Here is an 18,092-nt window from a genome sequence, read left to right on the forward strand (position 1 = left end):
CGATAAAGACGCGCAGATTCGGATTGTTTGCATGGACCTGGGCCGGACAGCCCCTCATCGTGCAGGTCCGATTTCAGTTCAGATCAGCCCACCGCCCATGGCCAGCGCCGCCCTCTGCCTTTCACTTGCCCTGCAACTCCCGGTTGCCCCAGACCCGCTTGCCCTGGATCCCGATTCCCTGATTGCGCTTCATCAAGCTCTACAGTCATTCGGCGATTTCCAGCAGCCGTACTCCGCGCCTATTGATGTGAACGATCCTGATGCAGGTGTGACCGACGCAACCGTCGAGGTCTCCGCCGGCTGCCTGCAGGGTGGCCCACAGGTCATCATCTTGGACGCTGATATCGACGAGGCGCCAGAGCGGTATCTGGTGCTGGACAAGGCTTGGCATGACCTTCCTGCGGGCACGTTGCTGCTTGTCTCCGGAAGCTCGGTGACCGTCATTCCAACCCACGAGGACAGCCCGGAACTTGCACGGGCGGAGACACTGCTCGCCTTCCTGGACTACCTGCCAATCAGCACGGATTGGAATGCGCTGGCCGTACCGAACACCGCGTTGCCAGTGACGGAGTTGGATTCTGACGAGTTTCTTCAGGGCTTCATTCCGAGCTCCAAGGTTGAAGAAGTTTCCGAAGCCACCCTGGCGGCATGGGAAGGCGCGCTACCCAACCTGCTGCTGGCTCTGTGGCGACGTGATGGCCTCGCACGCTATCGCGACGACAGGCTCGCCTTGGTCGCCCCCCACCTGTATGCGGAGATTGCTACCGCGTTCCTGCAAGGCAATCCCATGGAGGGTGCCGATACTTTCCATGTCTACGCGGTGACGGCTTTCGGCCAGATTCTGCTGTGTGGGGAGAACACCTCCGCGCAGATCAGCATCGATCCGCACAGCGGACACGTCTCAACAGAATCGGATCTACCAGACCCTGCCGATGCGGTGGAACGCAACTGGAAACTGGCATTCCTGCTGGAGGCCCTGGATGGGCCCTATCTTGACGTCACAGACGACGATGAGCAGCCCCTGCATGCCCATGCACGTGACCGACTTGGGCCATTGGCTCCGAATGAGATATACAGTTTCTCGCCCGCGGTTTCCGAAGGCGGTTGGAACGCTGCGCACCTGGTGAAGACGGATCGTCTCGCCGAGCTGGAAGCTCTTGCCGGGATAGCGACTGGGAAGCCGCCGACCCAATCGGATGCCGACAAAGGGTAGTTCCGCGATCCATGCATTTCGGAATGTTTGCATAGTCCTGGCAACGCGCCTCGTCAACACTTGACGTCTCTTGAACCGGACATTGAGTGAAACCCTATGGCGACGCCAACACCAAAGAGGACGAAGAAAGATACTGGAACCACCGGCGGGCTTCTCAATGGCTGGACGAAGAAACGTCGAACAATGCTCCGCTTCATTCGCGCAGGCGACGTATTCTGCTTCACTCGAAACGACGGGACCTACTTTTTCGGCCAGATCATCTCGAAGATTCTCTGCGGCCATTCCGCCCAGATCTTTGACATCCAACTCGACCAACCTACGCTCGATGCAGGGCAACTGGTGCGTGCCTCCCGCTTGATGCAGCCCGTTGTGCTGGACAGCTATTCGCTATTCGACAGAAAGAGTGATGTGGACAGCGACTGGCGGATTGTGGGGCGCCATGAGGTCATCGATGCCCATAATGCTGAACAGCACTTCTTCGTTTACGGTGCCACAGGAAGCTGGACCAAGGTCAATGCGGGAAACTCGATTGAGTGCCCGGCAAGCGAAATGGAGGCAAAGAGTCTCTCGCCGCTTACCCCGTTGAATAACTTCAAAGTATGGTTGGCCATCGATGCCATTCAGCGCACGGGGAGCTGAGTTCAAGATGCCTTGATAGATCTGTGTCGACCAAGGTCGACACCTACCAGAGCGGTGCGTCGGCGTGCGGCGATCCCGACGGGCATGGCCCGGCGCCAGCCTCAGCGCGCCAGCACGACCTCGCTGGCAGCGTCGGTGCGCCCGGGCGCGGCGTGCTGCTGGCGCAGCCACTGCGCCAGGTCGCGCGGGCTGAGCGGGCGCGAGTACAGGTAGCCCTGGATCTCGTCGCAGCCCTGGCGACGCAGCATGTCTTCTTCCTGGTGCGTTTCCACGCCCTCGGCCACCACTTTCATGCCCAGTGCGTGGCCTAGGTGCACGATGGCCTGGGTCACTTCGGCCGTGCCCGAATCATGCAGCATGCCCTGCACGAAACTGCGGTCGATCTTCAGGCGGCCCACCGGGAATCGGTTAAGGTAATTGAGGTTGGAGAAGCCGGTACCGAAGTCGTCCACCGCCAGCGGCACGCCGTGCCGTTCCAGCACGTCGAAGCAGTGGCGCAGGATGTCGGTGTCACGGATCAGCGCCGACTCGGTCAGTTCCAGCTCCAGCCGCTGCGGCGGCCAGCCATGGGCATGGCAGATCTCGATCACACGTTCGGCAAAACCGCGGTCGCGCAGCTGCACCGCCGATACATTGACCGCGATGCGGTCGAAACACAGGCCAGCCCGGTCCCAAGCGATCGCCTGGCGGCAGGCTTCATTCAGTACCCAGTCGCCGATGCGCACGATCTCGCCGCACTTCTCTGCAATCGGAATGAACTCGGCCGGGCTGCAGTAGCCGATGCCGGGCCGATGCCAGCGCAACAAGGCTTCGATCGCTGGCGGCTCGCCCTGGTGCGCATGCAGCAGCGGCTGGTAGGCCAGGCTGAACTCTTCGCGTTCGATCGCCCCGTGCAGGGCATGCTCCAACTCGAGCTTGCGCTGGATGCGGGCCAATGCGTCCTGGCTGTAGTACTGGTAGGTGTTGCGCCCCGCTTCCTTGGCCGCGTACATCGCGGCGTCGGCGGCACGCAGCAGTGAATCGAAATCGGTCTGCGCATCGCCCAGCATCGCGATGCCGACGCTGGCACCGACCTTCAACGTGGTCTCACCACGGCGCAGTGGCTCGGCCAGCGAGGCAATCAGCTTGCGGGCGACATGACCCGCATCTTCCGGCTCGGCCAGGTCGCGCAGCACCACGATGAACTCGTCGCCACTGAAGCGGCCGAACAGGTCGTTGTTGCGAAGGTTCTGGTGCAGGCGGGTGGCGGCAGCCTTCAGCAGCGCATCACCGGTGGCATGACCGAAGCTGTCGTTGATGGTCTTGAAGCCGTCCAGATCAATGAACAGCATCGCCAGCGAGGTGCCGCGGTCGCGCGCTTCCTCGATGGCTTCTGCCGTCTGCTCGCCGAGCAGCACGCGATTGGGCAAGCCGGTGAGCAGATCGTAGTGCGCCAGCAGCTCGATGCGCTCGTTGGCCTCGCGCTCGCGGGTGATGTCACGGAACAGGACCACGAACCGAGGTGGCAGGCCGTCACGGCGATCCAGCTCGATCAGTACCTGCACCCACACGCGTAGGCCGGACTGGCGGTAGAAGCACAGGTCCAGCTGTTCGGGCAGCCCGCCGCCGGCAATCCGGACCAACGCGGCGTCGAAGGCATTGCGCGAATCCTCGGTGTACAGCGCCAGTGCCTGGTCGAGGGTGATCGGCTCCTTGCGCAGGCCGTGGATGCGGTAGCACTCCTCGGTCCACTGCATGTGCCGGGTCTGCACTTCGATCTCGCAGCCGCCGATGCGGCCCAGCGCGGAAACACGGTTGAGCAGTTCTGTGCGCCAGCGGATCAGTGCATCGGTCTGGTGCTGCTCGGTGATGTTCTGCACCTGGCCGAGCAGGCGCTTGGGCTGGCCATCCATGTCCAGCAGCGGCTGCATCCATAGCCGCAGATGCTGCGACGGTTCGTTGCCGCGGGTCAGTTCCAGTTCGATGTTGGCGGCCCGGCCGTCGCGCCACAAGCGTCGCCATGCTGCGCGTAGCGCACCACGCGAGCGCGGATGCAGCTGCTTCAGCCAGCGCCGCTGGCCGGGTACGGCCCCCTGCTCCAACGCCAGCAGCGAACGCAGCTCCGGCGACCACCAGAAATGACCGCTGTTGGGGTCGAACGACCAGCTGCCCATGCTGGCGATGCGCTGGGCCTCGCTCAGGTGCAGCTGCTGTTCCTGAAGCAGCCCTTCCAGCTGCTTCTGTTGTTCGATATCGGTATGCGTGCCGACCATGCGCAGCGGCTGGCCATCGGCGGTGCGCGCGACCACGCGCCCGCGGTCCAGTACCCAACGCCACTGGCCATCGGCCTGGCGGAAACGGAACTGTGCGCTGTACTGCTCGCTCAAGCCACGCAGATGCTCATCCAGTGCAGCCCGCACCTGTGCGATGTCCTCGCTGTGCACGCGGGCCAGAATCTCGGTAGCGGTTTCATCGCCCAGTGCCGGGGTGCGCACCACACGGTCGCTGGGAATGTCCCAGTCCCAGAGGCTGTGGCCAGCACTGTCCAGCGCCAGCTCCCAGCGCCCACCGCCGCCGAGCGGCACCGGCTCGGGAATGCTCAGCGTGAAGGCCAGCAGGTTGCCGGCGCCATCATGCACCGCGCGCAGGTGGCCGTCGTAGTGGCCGTGCGGGCCACCCGGCAGCGTGCAGGCCACGATGCCGCCATCGGCGGCCATCAGGCGCAGATCTTCCAGCATCGGCGCATACGCAGCCACGGTCGCCGGCAGGCCATGCTCGCGCGCAGCCGGATTGGCCGCCAGCGGGCGGCCCGTGCGGTCGACGATGACCAGCGCCGACGCAAGCGGGTGCTGCAGCAGGCTGGCGATGATCCCTTGGTCCACGCGATCTTGCTCCGGATGACACGCCCGTCAGCGGGGCACGCAGTGGTTAACGGCGCCTGCGGCGGATAATTGAGTGGTCTGGGCGCACCTGCGCGGTAAGATGGCCGGCGCCCCTTTCTTCCGCCCTGTCCATGCCCGCAGAACCGACCGGCAACGCCCCAGTTCCCGACCCGCGGATGGCGCAGGCGCTGAGCCGCGACCGGCGCCGGGTGGTGCTGAGCTACCTGGCGATGGCGCTGGCCTGGATGATCTCCACCGACAGTGCAGTGCAGGCACTGGTGCCCGACCCGCAGCAGGCGGCCTTGTGGCAGGGCCTGAAGGGCTCGTTCTTCGCCCTTGCCAGCGCGGGCCTGCTGTATCTACTGCTGCGCCCGCTGGCCGAGCATGTGCTGCACACCCATGCACGCCAGCAGGCCTCCGAGCTGCGCCTGCGGCAGATGTTCGAAGGCAACCCCGGCCCGATCCTGGTCTACGACCTGGACACACTGGCAATCCTCGATGCCAATCCGGCGGCCTGTACGGCCTTTGGCTGGGACCGTGACGAACTGCTGGAGCAGACCATCGATTTGCTGTGGCCGCCAGGCCAGGACCTGGCGCTGCAGACCAAGCTGGAAGCGATCCGCGAGGCACCGGAGGAACTGTGCATCCTGCGTACCCAGCTGCAGCTGCGTGACGGCTCGCTGCGGCAGATGGAGCTGCGCTCCAACGCCATCAGCTATGACGGCCACAACGCCCGCCTGCTGATTGCCATCGACCGCACCGCCGAAGACCTGGCTCAGCTGCGACGCGACCAGGCGCTGGCGCGGGTGGAGGAAGCCCACGAGCTGGCACGCATCGGCGCCTGGGAGCTGGACCCCTCCACGGGACTTGGCCGCTATTCGAACCAGGTCTATCGCCTGCTCGGTCGCCGCCCGCCCGAGGCGCGGCGCTGGCATCGCTTCGACGAACTGCTGGTGCCGGCCGACCCGGCCACCGCCACCCAGACCGAACAGCTGCTGGCCGAGCTCTGCTCCGGCGAGCCGGTCCAGGTGGACGTGCTGTTGCCGTTGCTGTCGATGGATGGGCGCGCCTTGATGGTGCATCTGCGTGCGGCCAGCGGCATCGACGAGGCCGGCCGCAACCGCGTGCTGGGCACCCTGCAGGACGTGACCGAGCGCGAGCAGTCGCGACGCCTGCTGCGCGAGCGCGAGGAACAGTTCCGCGAGCTGGTACGGGTACTGCCCGACGGCGTGGTCATCCTCTCCGACGAACACGTGCTGTACGCCAACGCCTGGGCCGCCAGCCTGTTCGGCTATGGCAGCCACACCCTGCTGGGCGAACCCCTGTCAGCACTGGTGGACAGCGCCGATCTGGCCCGCGTGCGCAGCCAATTGCGTGCAGGCCAACCACACCTGGGGCCCGGTCACAGCAGCGTGGTGGCGATGCAGCGCGCGGATGGCCGCAGCTTCCATGCCGGCCTGGCGGTGGGCGAAGTGCGTTATGGCGGACGCGACTGCAAGCTGCTGATCGTGCGCGACCTGAGCGATTCCGAGCGCACCCGCAGTGCACTGGAAACCAGCAACCGTGAACTGCAGGCGATGGCCGGCCGCCTGTTCTCGCTGCAGGAGGATGAGCGCCGCGCGATCTCGCGCGACCTGCACGACGACATCGGCCAGGCGATCACCGCAATCAAGCTGTCCGCCCATGCTGCGCAGGACGAGCATGATCCACAGCGCCGCGCCGAGGATCTGGCGCAGATCGTCAGCCTGGCCGACACCACCGTGGCCAAGCTGCGCGACATCTCCACGCTGCTGCGCCCGCCGCAGCTGGATGCCCTGGGCCTGGAGGCCGCACTGAGCTGGCAGGCACGGGTGCTGTTCCGTTCCTCGCCGGTGGAACTGCTGGCCGAGATCGAGCGGCTGCCGCATCGTCCCGACAACAGCATCGAACAGGCCTGCTTCCGCATCGCGCAGGAGAGCCTGACCAATGCCCTGCGCCATGCCCGCGCCAGCCAGGTCCTGCTGCAGCTGCGCGATGTCGGCCAGCGCGGCCTGCACCTGCAGATCCGTGATGATGGCGAGGGTTTCGACCCGGACGGTCCGCGCGGGCTGGGCCTGATCGTGATGCGTGAGCGTGCGCAGAGCGTCGGTGGCCATGTGCGGATCGAATCCGCACACGGCGAAGGCACCCTGATCGACGTACACCTCCCCTACCAGGCGGCCAGCATGGCCGCCGTTGAGTCACCGGACTACTGAGCCTATGTGGAATCCCAACCAGCCCCCGGTCAGCATCGATGATGCGCCTGATCGCCTTGGCGCCGGCAACCCCGAGCTGCAGGCGATGGTCGCCGAGGCGGCCTCGGGCGGCACCGCACTGATGTTGATGCACGTGGACATCGACCACTTCGCCTCGGTCAACGAAAACATGAGCGCCGAGGTGGGTGACCAGGCCCTGGTGCTGGTGGCGCAGCGGTTGCAGTCCTACCTGCGTGGTCGCGGCAAGCTGTGGCGCCACGGCAGCGATGAGTTCCTGATCGCAGTGCCACGCACCGCCGACGTGCCATTGCCGGAGGACTTCGCAGAGGAGATCCGGCAGCAGATGGAGCTGCCGCTGTCGGTGCTGCCGTACACCTTGTTCATGACCGGCAAGCTGGGCGTCAGCCTGTGTCCGGACCATGCCAGCAGCACCTCGCGCCTGCTCGATCATGCCGAGGATGCGCTGTACCAGGCGGCCCGCGAAGGCGGCAACGCGGTGCGCATCCACGCCGTGGACACGCCACCGAGCGCGCACAGCGAAAGCATCATCGCCCGCCAGATCGTGGACGCCATTCCCAACGGCGAACTGAAACTGCGTTACCAGCCGCTGGTCAGCGCCCGCGATGGCCACGTGGTCGGCATGGAAGCGCTGCTGCGCTGGCAGTCGCCGACGCTTGGCATGCTGGTGCCGGAGCGCTTCATGCGCACGGCAGAACGGCTGGGCATCATCGTGCAGATCGGCACCTGGGTGCTGGAAGGCGCACTGAAGCAGGCCCGCCTGTGGCGCGACCAGGGCTTCGACGACTTCACCATTGCGGTGAATGTCTCCACCCTGCAGCTGCTGCGGCCCAACTTCTTCGCTGAAGTCATGGGCCTGATCCAGGCCGCGGGCGTGCCGGCACAGATGCTGACGCTGGAGATCAACGAAAGCGCGCTGACCAACAACGTCAACTTCGTGCACGAGACGCTGGCCAATCTGCGCAACGAAGGCATCAGCCTGAGCCTGGACAATTTCGGCACCGGTGATTCCAGCCTGAGTGCACTGGTCCGCTACCCGGTGGACAAGCTCAAGATCGACCGCAGCTTCATCAAGAGCGCGCCGGCCGGCAACCGTGAGGCGGCCATTGCCCGCGCGATCATCGCCATGGGCCACCAGCTGGGCATGACCGTGATCGCCAACGGCGTGGAATCGCAGGCCCAGCTGGGCTTCCTGCGCCGCAATGACTGCGATGTGTTCCAGGGCTACCTGTTCGGCGAACCGATGTCGGCCGATGCCGCCGGCATGACCCTGCGCCGCCGCTACCTGCGTCCGGAAGCCTTTGCCGAGACCCGTCCCGACCGCACGCTGCTGCTGCTGGACGACGAAGAAAACGTACTGCGCTCGCTGGTGCGCCTGTTCCGTCGCGACGGCTACCGCATCCTGGCCGCCGGCAACGTGCGCGATGCATTCGACCTGCTGGCAATCAATGACGTGCAGGTGATCCTGTCCGACCAGCGCATGAGCGACATGAGCGGCACCGAGTTCCTGGGCCGGGTGAAGATGCTGTACCCGGACACGATCCGCCTGGTGCTGTCCGGTTACACCGATCTGAACACCGTGACCGACGCGATCAACCGCGGCGCGATCTACCGCTTCCTGACCAAGCCGTGGAACGACGACGAGCTGCGCAAGCACATCCATCAGGCGTTCCGCACCTACGAGGAGCAGCGCCGCAGCAACGCCGGTCCGGCGCCGGTGGAAAGCGGAGATGGCGGCGAGGATCGCCCATTGCGGTAACGATCCCCTCTGGTAGCGCCGGCCGCTGACCGGCTGCTCTCGATGCCCGGTTCAATGAGGTTGCCGGCCAGCGGCCGGCACTACCCGAAGCGCGAATCCAGGTCGGGGACAAGCCCTGGTAGAGCCGGCCGCTGGCCGGCTGCTCTCGATGCCCGGTTCAATGAGGTTGCCGGCCAGCGGCCGGCACTACCTGAAGCGGTCAGCGCGGCTGCTTCACCGGCAGCACCACGCGGAAACGCGAACCCACGCCTGGGGTACTGTCCAGGTCGATGCGGCCGTGGTGCTTGTTGATGATGCTGTAGGAGATCGACAGGCCCAGGCCGGTACCGCTGCCCACCGGCTTGGTGGTGAAGAACGGATCGAAGATGCGCTGGCGCAGTTCCGGCGAGATGCCACCGCCGGTGTCTTCAAACTCGACCCACACGTGATCGCCATCGACGCCGGTGCGCACGGTGATCGTGCCGCGCTCGGCGATGGCGTGACCGGCGTTGAGCAGCAGGTTCATGTAGACCTGGTTCAACTCCGATGGCAGGCACTCCACCAGCGGCAACTGGCCGAACTCCCGCACCAGGGTGACCTTGTACTTCAGCTCGTTCCAGATGATGTTGATGGTCGATTCCAGGCCCGCGTGCAGGTCGACCAGCTTCCACGACTCGTCGCGGCCGGAATACGAGAAGTCCTTCAGATCACGCACGATGCGCGTCACCCGCTCGATGCCTTCGCGCGACTCGGCCATCAGCTGCGGCAGGTCGCGGCTGATGAAATCGATGTCCAGGCGGTCACGGATATCGTCGATCTCCGGGATCAGCGCCTTCGGGTCCGGCGCCCGCAATGCGCGCTCGTAGGCTTCGATCACGGTGAACAGGCTACGCAGGTACTCCTGCAGGCTGCCCAGGTTGGAGTGCACGTAGCCGATCGGGTTGTTGATCTCGTGCGCGACGCCTGCGGCGAGCTGGCCGATCGAGGCCATCTTCTCCGACTGCAGCAGTTTCTCCTGGGTACCGTTGAGGCGCAGGTAGGCCTGCCGCAGCTCTGCATGGCGCTGCTGCAGTTCGCGTTCGTAGTCTTCCTGGCCTTCGATGTGGCGGAACAATGCCAGGAAGTGGCCCTGGCCCACCGGGCCGTGGTGATACAGATGGGCGATGACCACGCCCTCGCCCAGCGGCAGGCTGCCGTTCCAGTGACCATGCTGGCGCGCCTGTTCCAGCGCATCGGGCGGCAGCAGTTCACGCAGGCGCTGCGGCGGTGGCAGACCGCCGCCCTCACCACTGGCCAGCAGGTTCTGCGCAGCCGGGTTGGCCAGGGCCACCTGCCCGTCTTCGGTGAACAGCAGCAGCCCTTCGCGCAGGCGCTCAAGCAGCGCCTGCAGCACCGGCTGCGGCGGAAGGGGGGCGGTAACCAGGGCATTGGCAGCGGACACGGCGACTCGGGGCATTCGAACAGGCGCCCAATATACGCGGTCGTGCGGCGGGCTTCAGCCCGCGGGGGTGGGATGTGCGACCGCCGTCGCGTCAGGCGATGGCGAGTGGGCGCCGCGCAGTGACCGTATGCGACTGGCCCTTGGCATCATAGGAGGAGGAGGCCTCGGTACGCCCGAGCTGGCGCAGCGCCCAATCGACCTCGCGGCGCCGGCGCGACAGCAGCACGCCATTGGCTCGGTTGCGTTCGGCCAGTTCCTGGAGGTGATCCCCCTCACCAAGCGGCGGCGTGCCTTCCAGTGCACGCAGCGCCTCCAGCTTGGCACCGGTCGCCCGGATCAGCGCGTGTACGTCATGATCGACCAGCGCCTGACGTTCAACGTCAAGCGCTTGGGCCAGCCGCTGCAGTTGTTCGCTCATCGGCGCGGTCATCCGTGCAGCTGCTGATCCAGCTCAAGCATGCGCGATGCGATCGCGTCCGGATTGATCTTGTAGGTGCCGTTCTGCAGCGACTCGCGCACTGCGGCCACACGCTGGGCGTCGATTGCCGGGGCGGTGGTCAGCTCACGCTCGATGGCCTGCAGATTGGTGGCCTCGCCGGTCAGGCGCAGGCTGTCGGCCGCTTCGACCGGGCGCGCCGCCGCATCGGTGCTGACGCCGGGCTTGTTGGCCGGGGTCGTCACGCTGCGCAGTGCCTGGGGGACCTGCAGGTTGCCGTCGATTTTCTGGCTCATGGGGTGTCCTGGAGTTGCCGTTCACAAGGGATAACGGCCGCAGGGCCGTGATCTTTAGGGATATTTTGCGGTAAATCAACGCGCCACGATTACGTCACCGGCGGCATCGACCGTGCCCTGCACGATCCGCCGCGAGGACAGGTTCTCCACCGAGACCCGTTCGTTTTCACCGGCATCGCCCATCGCACGGCCTGCAATACGGACCTCGACCGATCCGCGACGCGAAACCAGGGCCACATTGTCTCCTCGCTTGATGAGACGCTGCACCACCAGATCGTTGTTCGACAGCAGGGCTCCGGCCTGCAACGGACGGCGGGCGATGCGGCCGATCGCTGCATTCGGATCGGCCAGCACCGCACCGGCAATCCGGGCGGCATCACGCTGGGCAGTGGTGATATCGGCGGCGGTGAGGGTTTCTCCAGTACCGATTCCGCGGTTGAGCACCAGCACGGTCTGGTTGCGCCGCACCTTTACAGGTACGAACAGGCGCCAGCCGCCGGCATCGGGGCAGCTGACTTCAACCGTGGTGTTGGCGGTGGGCTGCACCTGTAGCGCGGCACCACACCTGGGCAAGCGCAGCGCATCGGCCACCTGGGCCTCGCCCTCGCTGCCTGCCGGCAGCGTCGACAACGCGGCGGTGCGGATACTGGCCACCGGCTGCCAGTCGGCGGCAACCGCCCACGGCGAGGCCAGCGCCAGCGCGATGGCGAACAGAGATGTGACCCGGCGCATGGCGCCTCCTGTCGAAGGGATCTGGCCCAGGTGCGTGCAAGGGGTGTGCCAGAGGGGCTTGTGTAGATTCGAGCTTGCTCGACTGCTTCGTGACCAGTCGAGCAAGCTCGACTCTACAGAGGCAGGGTCGAGCATGGCGCGACTCTACAAAAGCGCTCAAGTTCGGGGCCCACCCCGCCGATACAGCAGCCATGTCCCATGACCTGCTCAACCGGATCGACCAGCGGACCCGACTGGCCGGCCACAATCGCCTGGCGCTGCTGCTGTTCCGCCTCGGCGGACGTCAGCTTTTTGGCGTCAATGTCTTCAAGGTTCAGGAAGTCCTGCGCCGCCCGGAGCTGTTCCAGGTGCCCGGACTGCCCAGCCAGTTCGCCGGCGTGGCCGACGTCCGTGGCCGCTCGGTGCCGGTGCTGGACCTGGGCCTGGCCATCGGCCACCCCGAGCGTGAGCCCGATGCGGACACCTCGCCCGGCTACCTGGTCGTCACCGAGTTCAACCGCTCGATCCAGGGCTTCCTGGTCAGCGGCGTGGAGCGCATCGTCAACATCGCGGTGGAAGACATCCACCCGCCACCGGAACTGGGCGCCGAATCGAGCTATCTGACGGCGGTGACCCGCTTCCAGGGCGAGTTGATCCAGGTGATCGACGTTGAAAGCGTGCTGGCCGATATCGCCCAGGTACGCGGTGAAGCAGTACTCGACCCGGCGATGGCAATGCCCGCCGACGGCCCGCAACTGCAGGTGCTCGTGGTGGACGACTCTCGTGTAGCCCGCCAACAGATCCGCAGCGTGTTGGACCAGCTTGGGGTGGGTGCCACCCTGCTTTCCGACGGCAAGCAGGCACTGGACCACCTGCTGCAGATCCAGGCCTCGGGCGAGAACCCCGCCGAGCGCTACGCCATGGTCATCTCGGACATCGAAATGCCGGCCATGGACGGCTATACGCTGACGACGGAAATCCGGCGCCATCCGGGCCTGTCCGGCCTGTACGTACTGCTGCATACCTCGCTGTCGGGCGTATTCAACAATGCGATGGTCGAGCGCGTCGGTGCCAACGCCTTCGTCGCCAAGTATTCGCCGCACGAACTGGCCGACTTCGTGCTGGACCGCCTGCGCAAGGTCGCGATGGCGGCCTGAGGCCTCTGATCCGGTAGTGGGGGGGGGGGGGGGGGGGCCCCCCCCCCCCCCCCCGCCGCCCCCCCCCCCCCCGCGCAACCCACGGCCCCCCCCCCGCCCCCCCCCCCCCCCCCCCCCCCCCCCCCCCCACTACCCTCTCGAATTTGGCACACCCCTTGCAGCTTCCCGGGCAACGTTCCTGTGGGAGTGCACCGTGCGCAACCTGATTACCGACTACCTGGGCGTCCACGCCCAGGCCATGCCGTTGCGCGAACAGCGGATGAAGCTGATCGCCAGCAACCTCGGCAATGCCGACACTCCCGGCTACAAGGCCCAGGATCTGGACTTCGATGCCGCCCTGCGCCACGCCCAGGGGCAGGATGCCAATGGCCTGATGGCCACCACCCACGAGCAGCACTACGAGATCAGTAGTGGCCTGAACCCATTCCAGATCGCGCGCGAAGGCGTGCAACCCAGCCTGGACGGCAACACCGTCGATCCCGATGCCGAGCGTGCCGCCTATGGCCGCGCCGCACTCGAATACCGCGCCTCGCTCAGCTTCGTCGAGAGCAAGGTGCGTTCCATGCTGACCGCCATCACGGGGCAATAAGCCATGAGCAACCTGCCGATCTTCGATATCGCCGGCTCCGCGCTGCAGGCGCAGTCGGTGCGCATGAGCACCATCGCCTCCAACCTCTCCAACGCCGACACCGTCGCCGGTTCCGCCGATGCCGTGTACAAGCCGCTGGAACCGATCTTCCAGGCAGTGACCAGCAAGAACGATCCGAACATCACGTCGGTGAAGGTCAAGGAGATCACCCAGAGCGAAGCCGCGCCGATCAAGCGCTATGAACCGGGCCACCCGCTGGCCGACGGCGATGGCTACATCTACCAGCCCGATGTCGATCCGGTGGCGCAGATGGTCAACCTGATCTCGACTTCGCGCAATTACCAGGCTGGCGTGGAGATGCTGACCACCGCCAAGGAACTGGCCCTGGCCACCTTGACCATGGGCCGCTGAGGCCCGCAGCACCGGATACCACCATGACCACCGCCGTCAACAACCAGACCAACCAGGACGTCTACGCCGCGCTCGGCCTGAACGCCCCGAACAGCAACGCCACCAAGAAGAAGAACACGCTGGACCAGGCCGATTTCCTGCGCCTGATGACCGAGCAGCTGCAGCACCAGGATCCGTTGAAGCCGATGGACAACACGCAGATGGTTGCGCAGATGGCGCAGATGTCCACCGTGCAGGGCATCACCGATCTGAACAAGACGGTGAAGGGTTTCCAGGAATCGATGGCCAGCGACCAGGTGCTGCGCGGTGCCGCTCTGGTTGGCCACCAGGTACTGGTGCCGTCGGAAAAGCTGGTACTGGAAAAGGAAGGCAGCGTCGAAGGCACGGTGGCTGCGCCCTCGGCCGGCATCGTGACCGTCGACATCACCGATGCCAACGGCACCAAGATCACCTCGCTGAGCGTAGAAGCCAAGGCCGCTGGCGAAACCGCGTTTCAGTGGGACGGCAAGGACGCCAACGGCAAGCGCATGGAACCGGGCAAGTACTCCATCGTCGCCAACCACGTCGACACCGCCGGCAAGAGCACCAAGCTGTCCACCTTCGTGCAGGCCCCGGTGGAAAGCGTGACCGTCGGCTCCGACGGCCTGTACCTGAATCTCAAGGGCCTGGGCACGGCCCCGATCGACTACGTGCTCCGCGTCAGCTGAGCCGCACATTCCGCATCTACCAGGAGCATCCCATGGGCTTCAACGTCTCCCTGTCCGGCATCAATGCCGCCAATACCGACCTGAGCGTCACCGCCAACAACGTCGCCAACGTCAATACCGCCGGCTTCAAGCAATCACGCGCCGAGTTCGCTGACCTGTTCGCCTCCACCAGCTACGGCCTGTCGAAGAACCAGACCGGCTCGGGCGTGCGTGTTTCCAACGTGGCCCAACAATTCATCCAGGGCCACAACGAGCAGACCGGCCGCAGCCTGGACATGGCGATCTCCGGTGAGGGCTTCTTCACCATGAACATGAACGGCTCGCGCGTGTACTCGCGTGCCGGCAACTTCCAGACCGATTCCGCCGGCTATGTGATCAACCCGCAGGGCGCGCGCCTGCAGGTGTTCGCGCCGAACGCCGATGGCACCAACTTCGATGCCGGCCGCCTGGTGGACCTGCAGCTGCTGACTACCGACAGCGCGCCGAAGCAGACCAGCGAAGTGAAGGTCGGTTTCACCCTGCCCGCCAACGCCAAGCAACCGACGGTCACCAATTTCGATCCGACCGACTCGAACAGCTACAACCACTCCAGCGGCGGCATCACCGTGTACGACTCGCTGGGCGTGAGCCACATCCAGGTCTCGTACTTCGTGAAGGGCGCCAACCCCAACGAGTGGACCGTGCGCAACTACGTGGATGGCCAGCCGGCCGGCGCACCGACCCCGGTGACGTTCGACAACAGCGGCAAGCTGACCAATCCTGCCAACGGCAAGGTCAGCCTCGGTACTTTCACCCCGACCACCGGCGCGGGCCAGCTGAACATGACGCTGGATATCAGCGGCTCGACCCAGTACGGCGAGAAGTTCGCGCTGCGCAACACCCAGCAGGACGGCTACGCCGCCGGCAAGCTCAACGAGATCACCGTGTCGGAAACCGGCGTGGTCTATGCCCGCTACTCCAACGGCGACGACAAGCCCCTCGGCCAGGTCGCACTGACCACGTTCAACAACACGCAGGGTCTGGAGCAGAAGGGCAACAACCTGTGGGTGGAGACGTTCGAGTCGGGCACGCCGCGCACCGGCATGCCGGACACCTCCAACCTCGGCAAGATCCAGGCCGGCTCGCTGGAAGCATCCACCGTCGACCTCACCGAGCAGCTGGTCAACATGATCACCGCGCAGCGCAACTTCCAGGCCAACGCGCAGATGATCACCACGCAGGACCAGATCACCCAGACCGTCATCAACATCCGTTGATGACCTGCTGACCCCGTCACGGAACTCCCCGCATGGATAAAGCCCTTTACGTGGCGATGACCGGTGCCCGCGCCTCCCTGCAGGCGCAGGGTACGCTCAGCCACAACCTCGCCAACTCCGACACTCCCGGCTTCAAGGAAGCGCTGGCCAACACCGAAGCCTTCCCGATCCGTGGCCCGGGCTTTGCCTCGCGGGTGGATGCGCTGCATGTCGACGCCGGATTCAACCGCACGCCCGGTTCGCAGCACATCACCGGCAAACCGCTGGACCTGTCCCTGCAGACCGGCACCTGGCTGGCCGTGCAGTCCAGTGACGGCAGCGAGGCGTACACGCGCGGCGCGGCGTTGTCGGTGACGCCGAACGGCCAGCTGGTGACCTCCAGCGGCCGCCCGGTACTGGATGACAACAACAACCCGATCGCCATTCCGCCCTACCAGGCGATGGAGATCGGCGCCGACGGCACGCTCTCGATCATCCCGCAGGGCGAAGGTCCGCAGACCATGGCGCAGATCGGTCGCATCAAAGTGGTGCAGGCACCGGATGAACGCCTGGAGCGTGGCCTGGATGGCCTGTTCCGCAACACCGACCCGCTACAGCCGTTCGCACCGGCACAGGGCACGGCCGTGCACAGCGGCCAGCTGGAAGGCAGCAACGTGGATGCCGCTGGCGCGCTGGTGCAGATGATCCAGCTGCAGCGCCAGTACGAAATGCAGGTGCAGGTGATCAAGCACGGCGACGAAAACGCGCGCAGCGCCAACAGCATGCTGCGCCTGGGCAGCTGACGGAATTCCGGCGCCGGTTGATGCCGGCGCTGGCACACCGCTTGCACACCCGATACCAAGGGCCGCACCACGCGGCCGGCTTCAGCAGACAGGACATCGAAGATGAACCAGGCATTGTGGATCGCGAAAACCGGACTGGATGCGCAGCAGATGCGCATGTCGGTGGTTTCCAACAACCTCGCCAACACCAACACCACCGGCTTCAAGCAGGACCGTGCCAGTTTTGAAGACCTGCTGTACCAGCAGGTGCGCCAGCCCGGCGGCTCCTCGTCGGCGCAGACGCAGCTGCCCACCGGCCTGCAGCTGGGTACCGGCGTGCGCGTGGTCGCCACCGCCAAGAACTTTGAACAGGGTGGCCAGCAGCAGACCGGCCGCGCCCTGGACGTGATGGTCAATGGCCGCGGCTTCTTCGAAGTTCAGATGCCTGATGGCAGCTCGGCCTACACCCGTGATGGCTCGTTCAAGATCAACCAGGACAGCGAGCTGGTCACCAACAGCGGCTACCCGGTGCAGCCGGGCATCCAGATTCCCGAAGGCGCGCAGTCGGTGACCATCGGCACCGATGGCACCATCAGCGTGAAGATGGCCGACGGCGCCGCCTCGGTGGAAGTCGGCGCACTGACCCTGACCGACTTCGTCAATCCCGCTGGCCTGCAGGCACGTGGCGAGAACCTGTTCCTGGAGACCACTGCGTCCGGCCCGGCACAGAACGGCAACCCCGGCCTCAACGGCCTCGGCACTGTGGTGCAGGGCGCGCTGGAAGGCAGCAACGTCAACGTGGTGGAAGAGCTGGTGTCGATGATCGAAACCCAGCGCGCCTACGAGATGAACGCCAAGGCGATCTCCACCACCGACTCGATGCTCGGTTATCTCAACAACAAGCTCTGACCGGCCAAACCGGGAAACCGCCATGTCGCCCATTTCCAACTTCGCCCGCACTGCCCTCGCCTGCGCCGTGGCCGCCCTGCTCGGTGGCTGCGTGATCGCGGGCGACGTGCGCCCCTACCCGACGATGGCACCGATCCAGCCGATCATGCCGCCGCAGGCACAGCCGACCGCCGGTGCAATCTACGCTGCCGGCCCGACCCTGCAGCTGTATTCGGACCGACGCGCGCGCGATGTTGGCGACCTGTTGACCATCACCCTGCTGGAAAACACCACCGCGCAGACCAGTGCCAACACGGCCACCAACAAGGAATCGAACCTGAGCCTGGGTACACCGTCCATTCTCGGCGCTCCGGTCACCCTTGGCGGCAAGGACATCCTGAGTGCCACGGCAAAGGGCGCGCGTGACTTCACCGGCAAGGGCAACAGCGCGCAGAGCAACCGCCTGCAGGGCAGCGTCACCGTCACCGTAGTCCAACGCCTGCCCAACGGCAACCTGGTGGTGCAGGGGCAGAAGAACCTGCGGCTCAACCAGGGCGATGAACTGGTGCAGGTGCAGGGCATCGTGCGCCCGGGCGACATCAGCCAGGACAACACCATTCCGTCCAGCCGCGTGGCCGAGGCCCGCATCGTCTACGGCGGCCGCGGTCCCGTCGCGCAGTCCAACGCGATGGGCTGGCTGAGCCGCTTCTTCAACTCCGGCCTGACGCCGTTCTGA

Annotated in this window: 17 protein-coding genes; 12 read left to right on the forward strand and 5 right to left on the reverse strand. The window is 65.6% G+C overall.

Annotated features, from left to right (window positions below; all coding sequences use genetic code 11):
- Positions 1–97: 97 nt before the first annotated feature.
- Together V3B48_RS01145 and V3B48_RS01150 are read left to right on the forward strand one after the other, a co-directional pair.
- On the forward strand, positions 98–1,213 hold the full coding sequence (locus tag V3B48_RS01145) for a GAD-like domain-containing protein (RefSeq protein WP_329893011.1): 1,116 nt from the start codon (positions 98–100) through the stop codon (positions 1,211–1,213).
- 183 nt (positions 1,214–1,396) lie between these two features.
- Positions 1,397–1,852, forward strand: a complete 456-nt coding sequence (locus V3B48_RS01150) for an Imm26 family immunity protein (protein WP_329893012.1) — start codon at positions 1,397–1,399, stop codon at positions 1,850–1,852.
- A gap of 101 nt (positions 1,853–1,953) precedes the next feature.
- Here the strand turns inward: V3B48_RS01150 and V3B48_RS01155 are convergent, their stop codons facing one another.
- On the reverse strand, positions 1,954–4,713 hold the full coding sequence (locus V3B48_RS01155; RefSeq protein WP_293791612.1) for a GGDEF domain-containing phosphodiesterase: 2,760 nt from the start codon (positions 4,711–4,713) through the stop codon (positions 1,954–1,956).
- A gap of 131 nt (positions 4,714–4,844) precedes the next feature.
- Between V3B48_RS01155 and V3B48_RS01160 the strand changes: the two genes are divergently transcribed.
- The gene (locus V3B48_RS01160; RefSeq protein WP_329893013.1) at positions 4,845–6,947 is read left to right on the forward strand and encodes a PAS domain-containing sensor histidine kinase; all 2,103 of its coding nucleotides are present in this window, start codon (positions 4,845–4,847) and stop codon (positions 6,945–6,947) included.
- 4 nt (positions 6,948–6,951) lie between these two features.
- Positions 6,952–8,724: an EAL domain-containing protein gene (locus V3B48_RS01165; protein WP_032127372.1), complete on the forward strand. Its 1,773-nt coding sequence runs from the start codon at positions 6,952–6,954 to the stop codon at positions 8,722–8,724.
- Positions 8,725–8,923: 199 nt separating this feature from the next.
- Here V3B48_RS01165 and V3B48_RS01170 read toward each other — a convergent pair whose 3' ends face one another.
- The 4 genes from V3B48_RS01170 to flgA all read right to left on the reverse strand — a co-directional run bounded on the left by V3B48_RS01170 (position 8,924) and on the right by flgA (position 11,608).
- Positions 8,924–10,144 (reverse strand): ATP-binding protein, encoded by a 1,221-nt coding sequence (locus V3B48_RS01170; protein WP_019337422.1) that lies wholly within the window; start codon positions 10,142–10,144, stop codon positions 8,924–8,926.
- Between the two features lie 91 nt (positions 10,145–10,235).
- Positions 10,236–10,574 carry a flagella protein gene (locus tag V3B48_RS01175; RefSeq protein WP_049399388.1) on the reverse strand — a complete coding sequence of 113 codons (339 nt, stop codon included), beginning with the start codon at positions 10,572–10,574 and terminating at the stop codon, positions 10,236–10,238.
- Positions 10,571–10,876 (reverse strand): flagellar biosynthesis anti-sigma factor FlgM, encoded by a 306-nt coding sequence (gene flgM, locus V3B48_RS01180; protein WP_019337421.1) that lies wholly within the window; start codon positions 10,874–10,876, stop codon positions 10,571–10,573. Before flgM ends, V3B48_RS01175 begins: the two co-directional genes overlap by 4 nt.
- Positions 10,877–10,951: 75 nt before the next feature.
- Positions 10,952–11,608: a flagellar basal body P-ring formation chaperone FlgA gene (flgA, locus tag V3B48_RS01185; RefSeq protein WP_329893014.1), complete on the reverse strand. Its 657-nt coding sequence runs from the start codon at positions 11,606–11,608 to the stop codon at positions 10,952–10,954.
- Positions 11,609–11,799: 191 nt separating this feature from the next.
- Here flgA and V3B48_RS01190 point away from each other — a divergent pair, with 191 nt between their 5' ends.
- The 8 genes from V3B48_RS01190 to flgH all read left to right on the forward strand — a co-directional run bounded on the left by V3B48_RS01190 (position 11,800) and on the right by flgH (position 18,092).
- Positions 11,800–12,744: a chemotaxis protein gene (locus V3B48_RS01190; protein WP_049421926.1), complete on the forward strand. Its 945-nt coding sequence runs from the start codon at positions 11,800–11,802 to the stop codon at positions 12,742–12,744.
- Between the two features lie 193 nt (positions 12,745–12,937).
- Positions 12,938–13,333, forward strand: a complete 396-nt coding sequence (gene flgB / locus V3B48_RS01195; RefSeq protein ID WP_005409576.1) for a flagellar basal body rod protein FlgB — start codon at positions 12,938–12,940, stop codon at positions 13,331–13,333.
- A gap of 3 nt (positions 13,334–13,336) precedes the next feature.
- Positions 13,337–13,744 carry a flagellar basal body rod protein FlgC gene (gene flgC / locus V3B48_RS01200; RefSeq protein ID WP_010485892.1) on the forward strand — a complete coding sequence of 136 codons (408 nt, stop codon included), beginning with the start codon at positions 13,337–13,339 and terminating at the stop codon, positions 13,742–13,744.
- Positions 13,745–13,767: 23 nt separating this feature from the next.
- Entirely contained in the window at positions 13,768–14,451 is a 684-nt protein-coding gene (locus tag V3B48_RS01205; RefSeq protein WP_071229188.1) for a flagellar hook capping FlgD N-terminal domain-containing protein, read from the forward strand.
- A 32-nt stretch (positions 14,452–14,483) separates the two neighbouring features.
- Entirely contained in the window at positions 14,484–15,707 is a 1,224-nt protein-coding gene (flgE, locus tag V3B48_RS01210; protein ID WP_107431886.1) for a flagellar hook protein FlgE, read from the forward strand.
- 32 nt (positions 15,708–15,739) lie between these two features.
- On the forward strand, positions 15,740–16,489 hold the full coding sequence (locus V3B48_RS01215; protein WP_032127377.1) for a flagellar basal body rod protein FlgF: 750 nt from the start codon (positions 15,740–15,742) through the stop codon (positions 16,487–16,489).
- 102 nt (positions 16,490–16,591) lie between these two features.
- Positions 16,592–17,377 carry a flagellar basal-body rod protein FlgG gene (gene flgG / locus V3B48_RS01220; RefSeq protein ID WP_005409571.1) on the forward strand — a complete coding sequence of 262 codons (786 nt, stop codon included), beginning with the start codon at positions 16,592–16,594 and terminating at the stop codon, positions 17,375–17,377.
- Between the two features lie 22 nt (positions 17,378–17,399).
- Positions 17,400–18,092, forward strand: a complete 693-nt coding sequence (gene flgH / locus V3B48_RS01225) for a flagellar basal body L-ring protein FlgH (protein WP_010485899.1) — start codon at positions 17,400–17,402, stop codon at positions 18,090–18,092.

Origin of the sequence: Stenotrophomonas sp. SMYL20 (assembly GCF_036320045.1) — a bacterium.
In the GTDB taxonomy this organism is placed as follows: Bacteria; Pseudomonadota; Gammaproteobacteria; order Xanthomonadales; family Xanthomonadaceae; genus Stenotrophomonas; species Stenotrophomonas maltophilia_A.

Bases quoted from the DNA above. Each gene is read 5' to 3' on its own strand.
- flgM (WP_019337421.1), bottom strand. From the start codon at position 10,876: ATGAGCCAGAAAATCGACGGCAACCTGCAGGTCCCCCAGGCACTGCGC.
- V3B48_RS01215 (WP_032127377.1), top strand. From the start codon at position 15,740: ATGGATAAAGCCCTTTACGTGGCGATGACCGGTGCCCGCGCCTCCCTG.
- V3B48_RS01145 (WP_329893011.1), top strand. From the start codon at position 98: ATGGCCAGCGCCGCCCTCTGCCTTTCACTTGCCCTGCAACTCCCGGTT.
- V3B48_RS01160 (WP_329893013.1), top strand. From the start codon at position 4,845: ATGCCCGCAGAACCGACCGGCAACGCCCCAGTTCCCGACCCGCGGATG.
- flgA (WP_329893014.1), bottom strand. From the start codon at position 11,608: ATGCGCCGGGTCACATCTCTGTTCGCCATCGCGCTGGCGCTGGCCTCG.
- flgE (WP_107431886.1), top strand. From the start codon at position 14,484: ATGGGCTTCAACGTCTCCCTGTCCGGCATCAATGCCGCCAATACCGAC.
- flgH (WP_010485899.1), top strand. From the start codon at position 17,400: ATGTCGCCCATTTCCAACTTCGCCCGCACTGCCCTCGCCTGCGCCGTG.
- V3B48_RS01190 (WP_049421926.1), top strand. From the start codon at position 11,800: ATGTCCCATGACCTGCTCAACCGGATCGACCAGCGGACCCGACTGGCC.
- V3B48_RS01165 (WP_032127372.1), top strand. From the start codon at position 6,952: ATGTGGAATCCCAACCAGCCCCCGGTCAGCATCGATGATGCGCCTGAT.
- V3B48_RS01205 (WP_071229188.1), top strand. From the start codon at position 13,768: ATGACCACCGCCGTCAACAACCAGACCAACCAGGACGTCTACGCCGCG.
- V3B48_RS01150 (WP_329893012.1), top strand. From the start codon at position 1,397: ATGCTCCGCTTCATTCGCGCAGGCGACGTATTCTGCTTCACTCGAAAC.
- flgG (WP_005409571.1), top strand. From the start codon at position 16,592: ATGAACCAGGCATTGTGGATCGCGAAAACCGGACTGGATGCGCAGCAG.
- flgC (WP_010485892.1), top strand. From the start codon at position 13,337: ATGAGCAACCTGCCGATCTTCGATATCGCCGGCTCCGCGCTGCAGGCG.
- V3B48_RS01175 (WP_049399388.1), bottom strand. From the start codon at position 10,574: ATGACCGCGCCGATGAGCGAACAACTGCAGCGGCTGGCCCAAGCGCTT.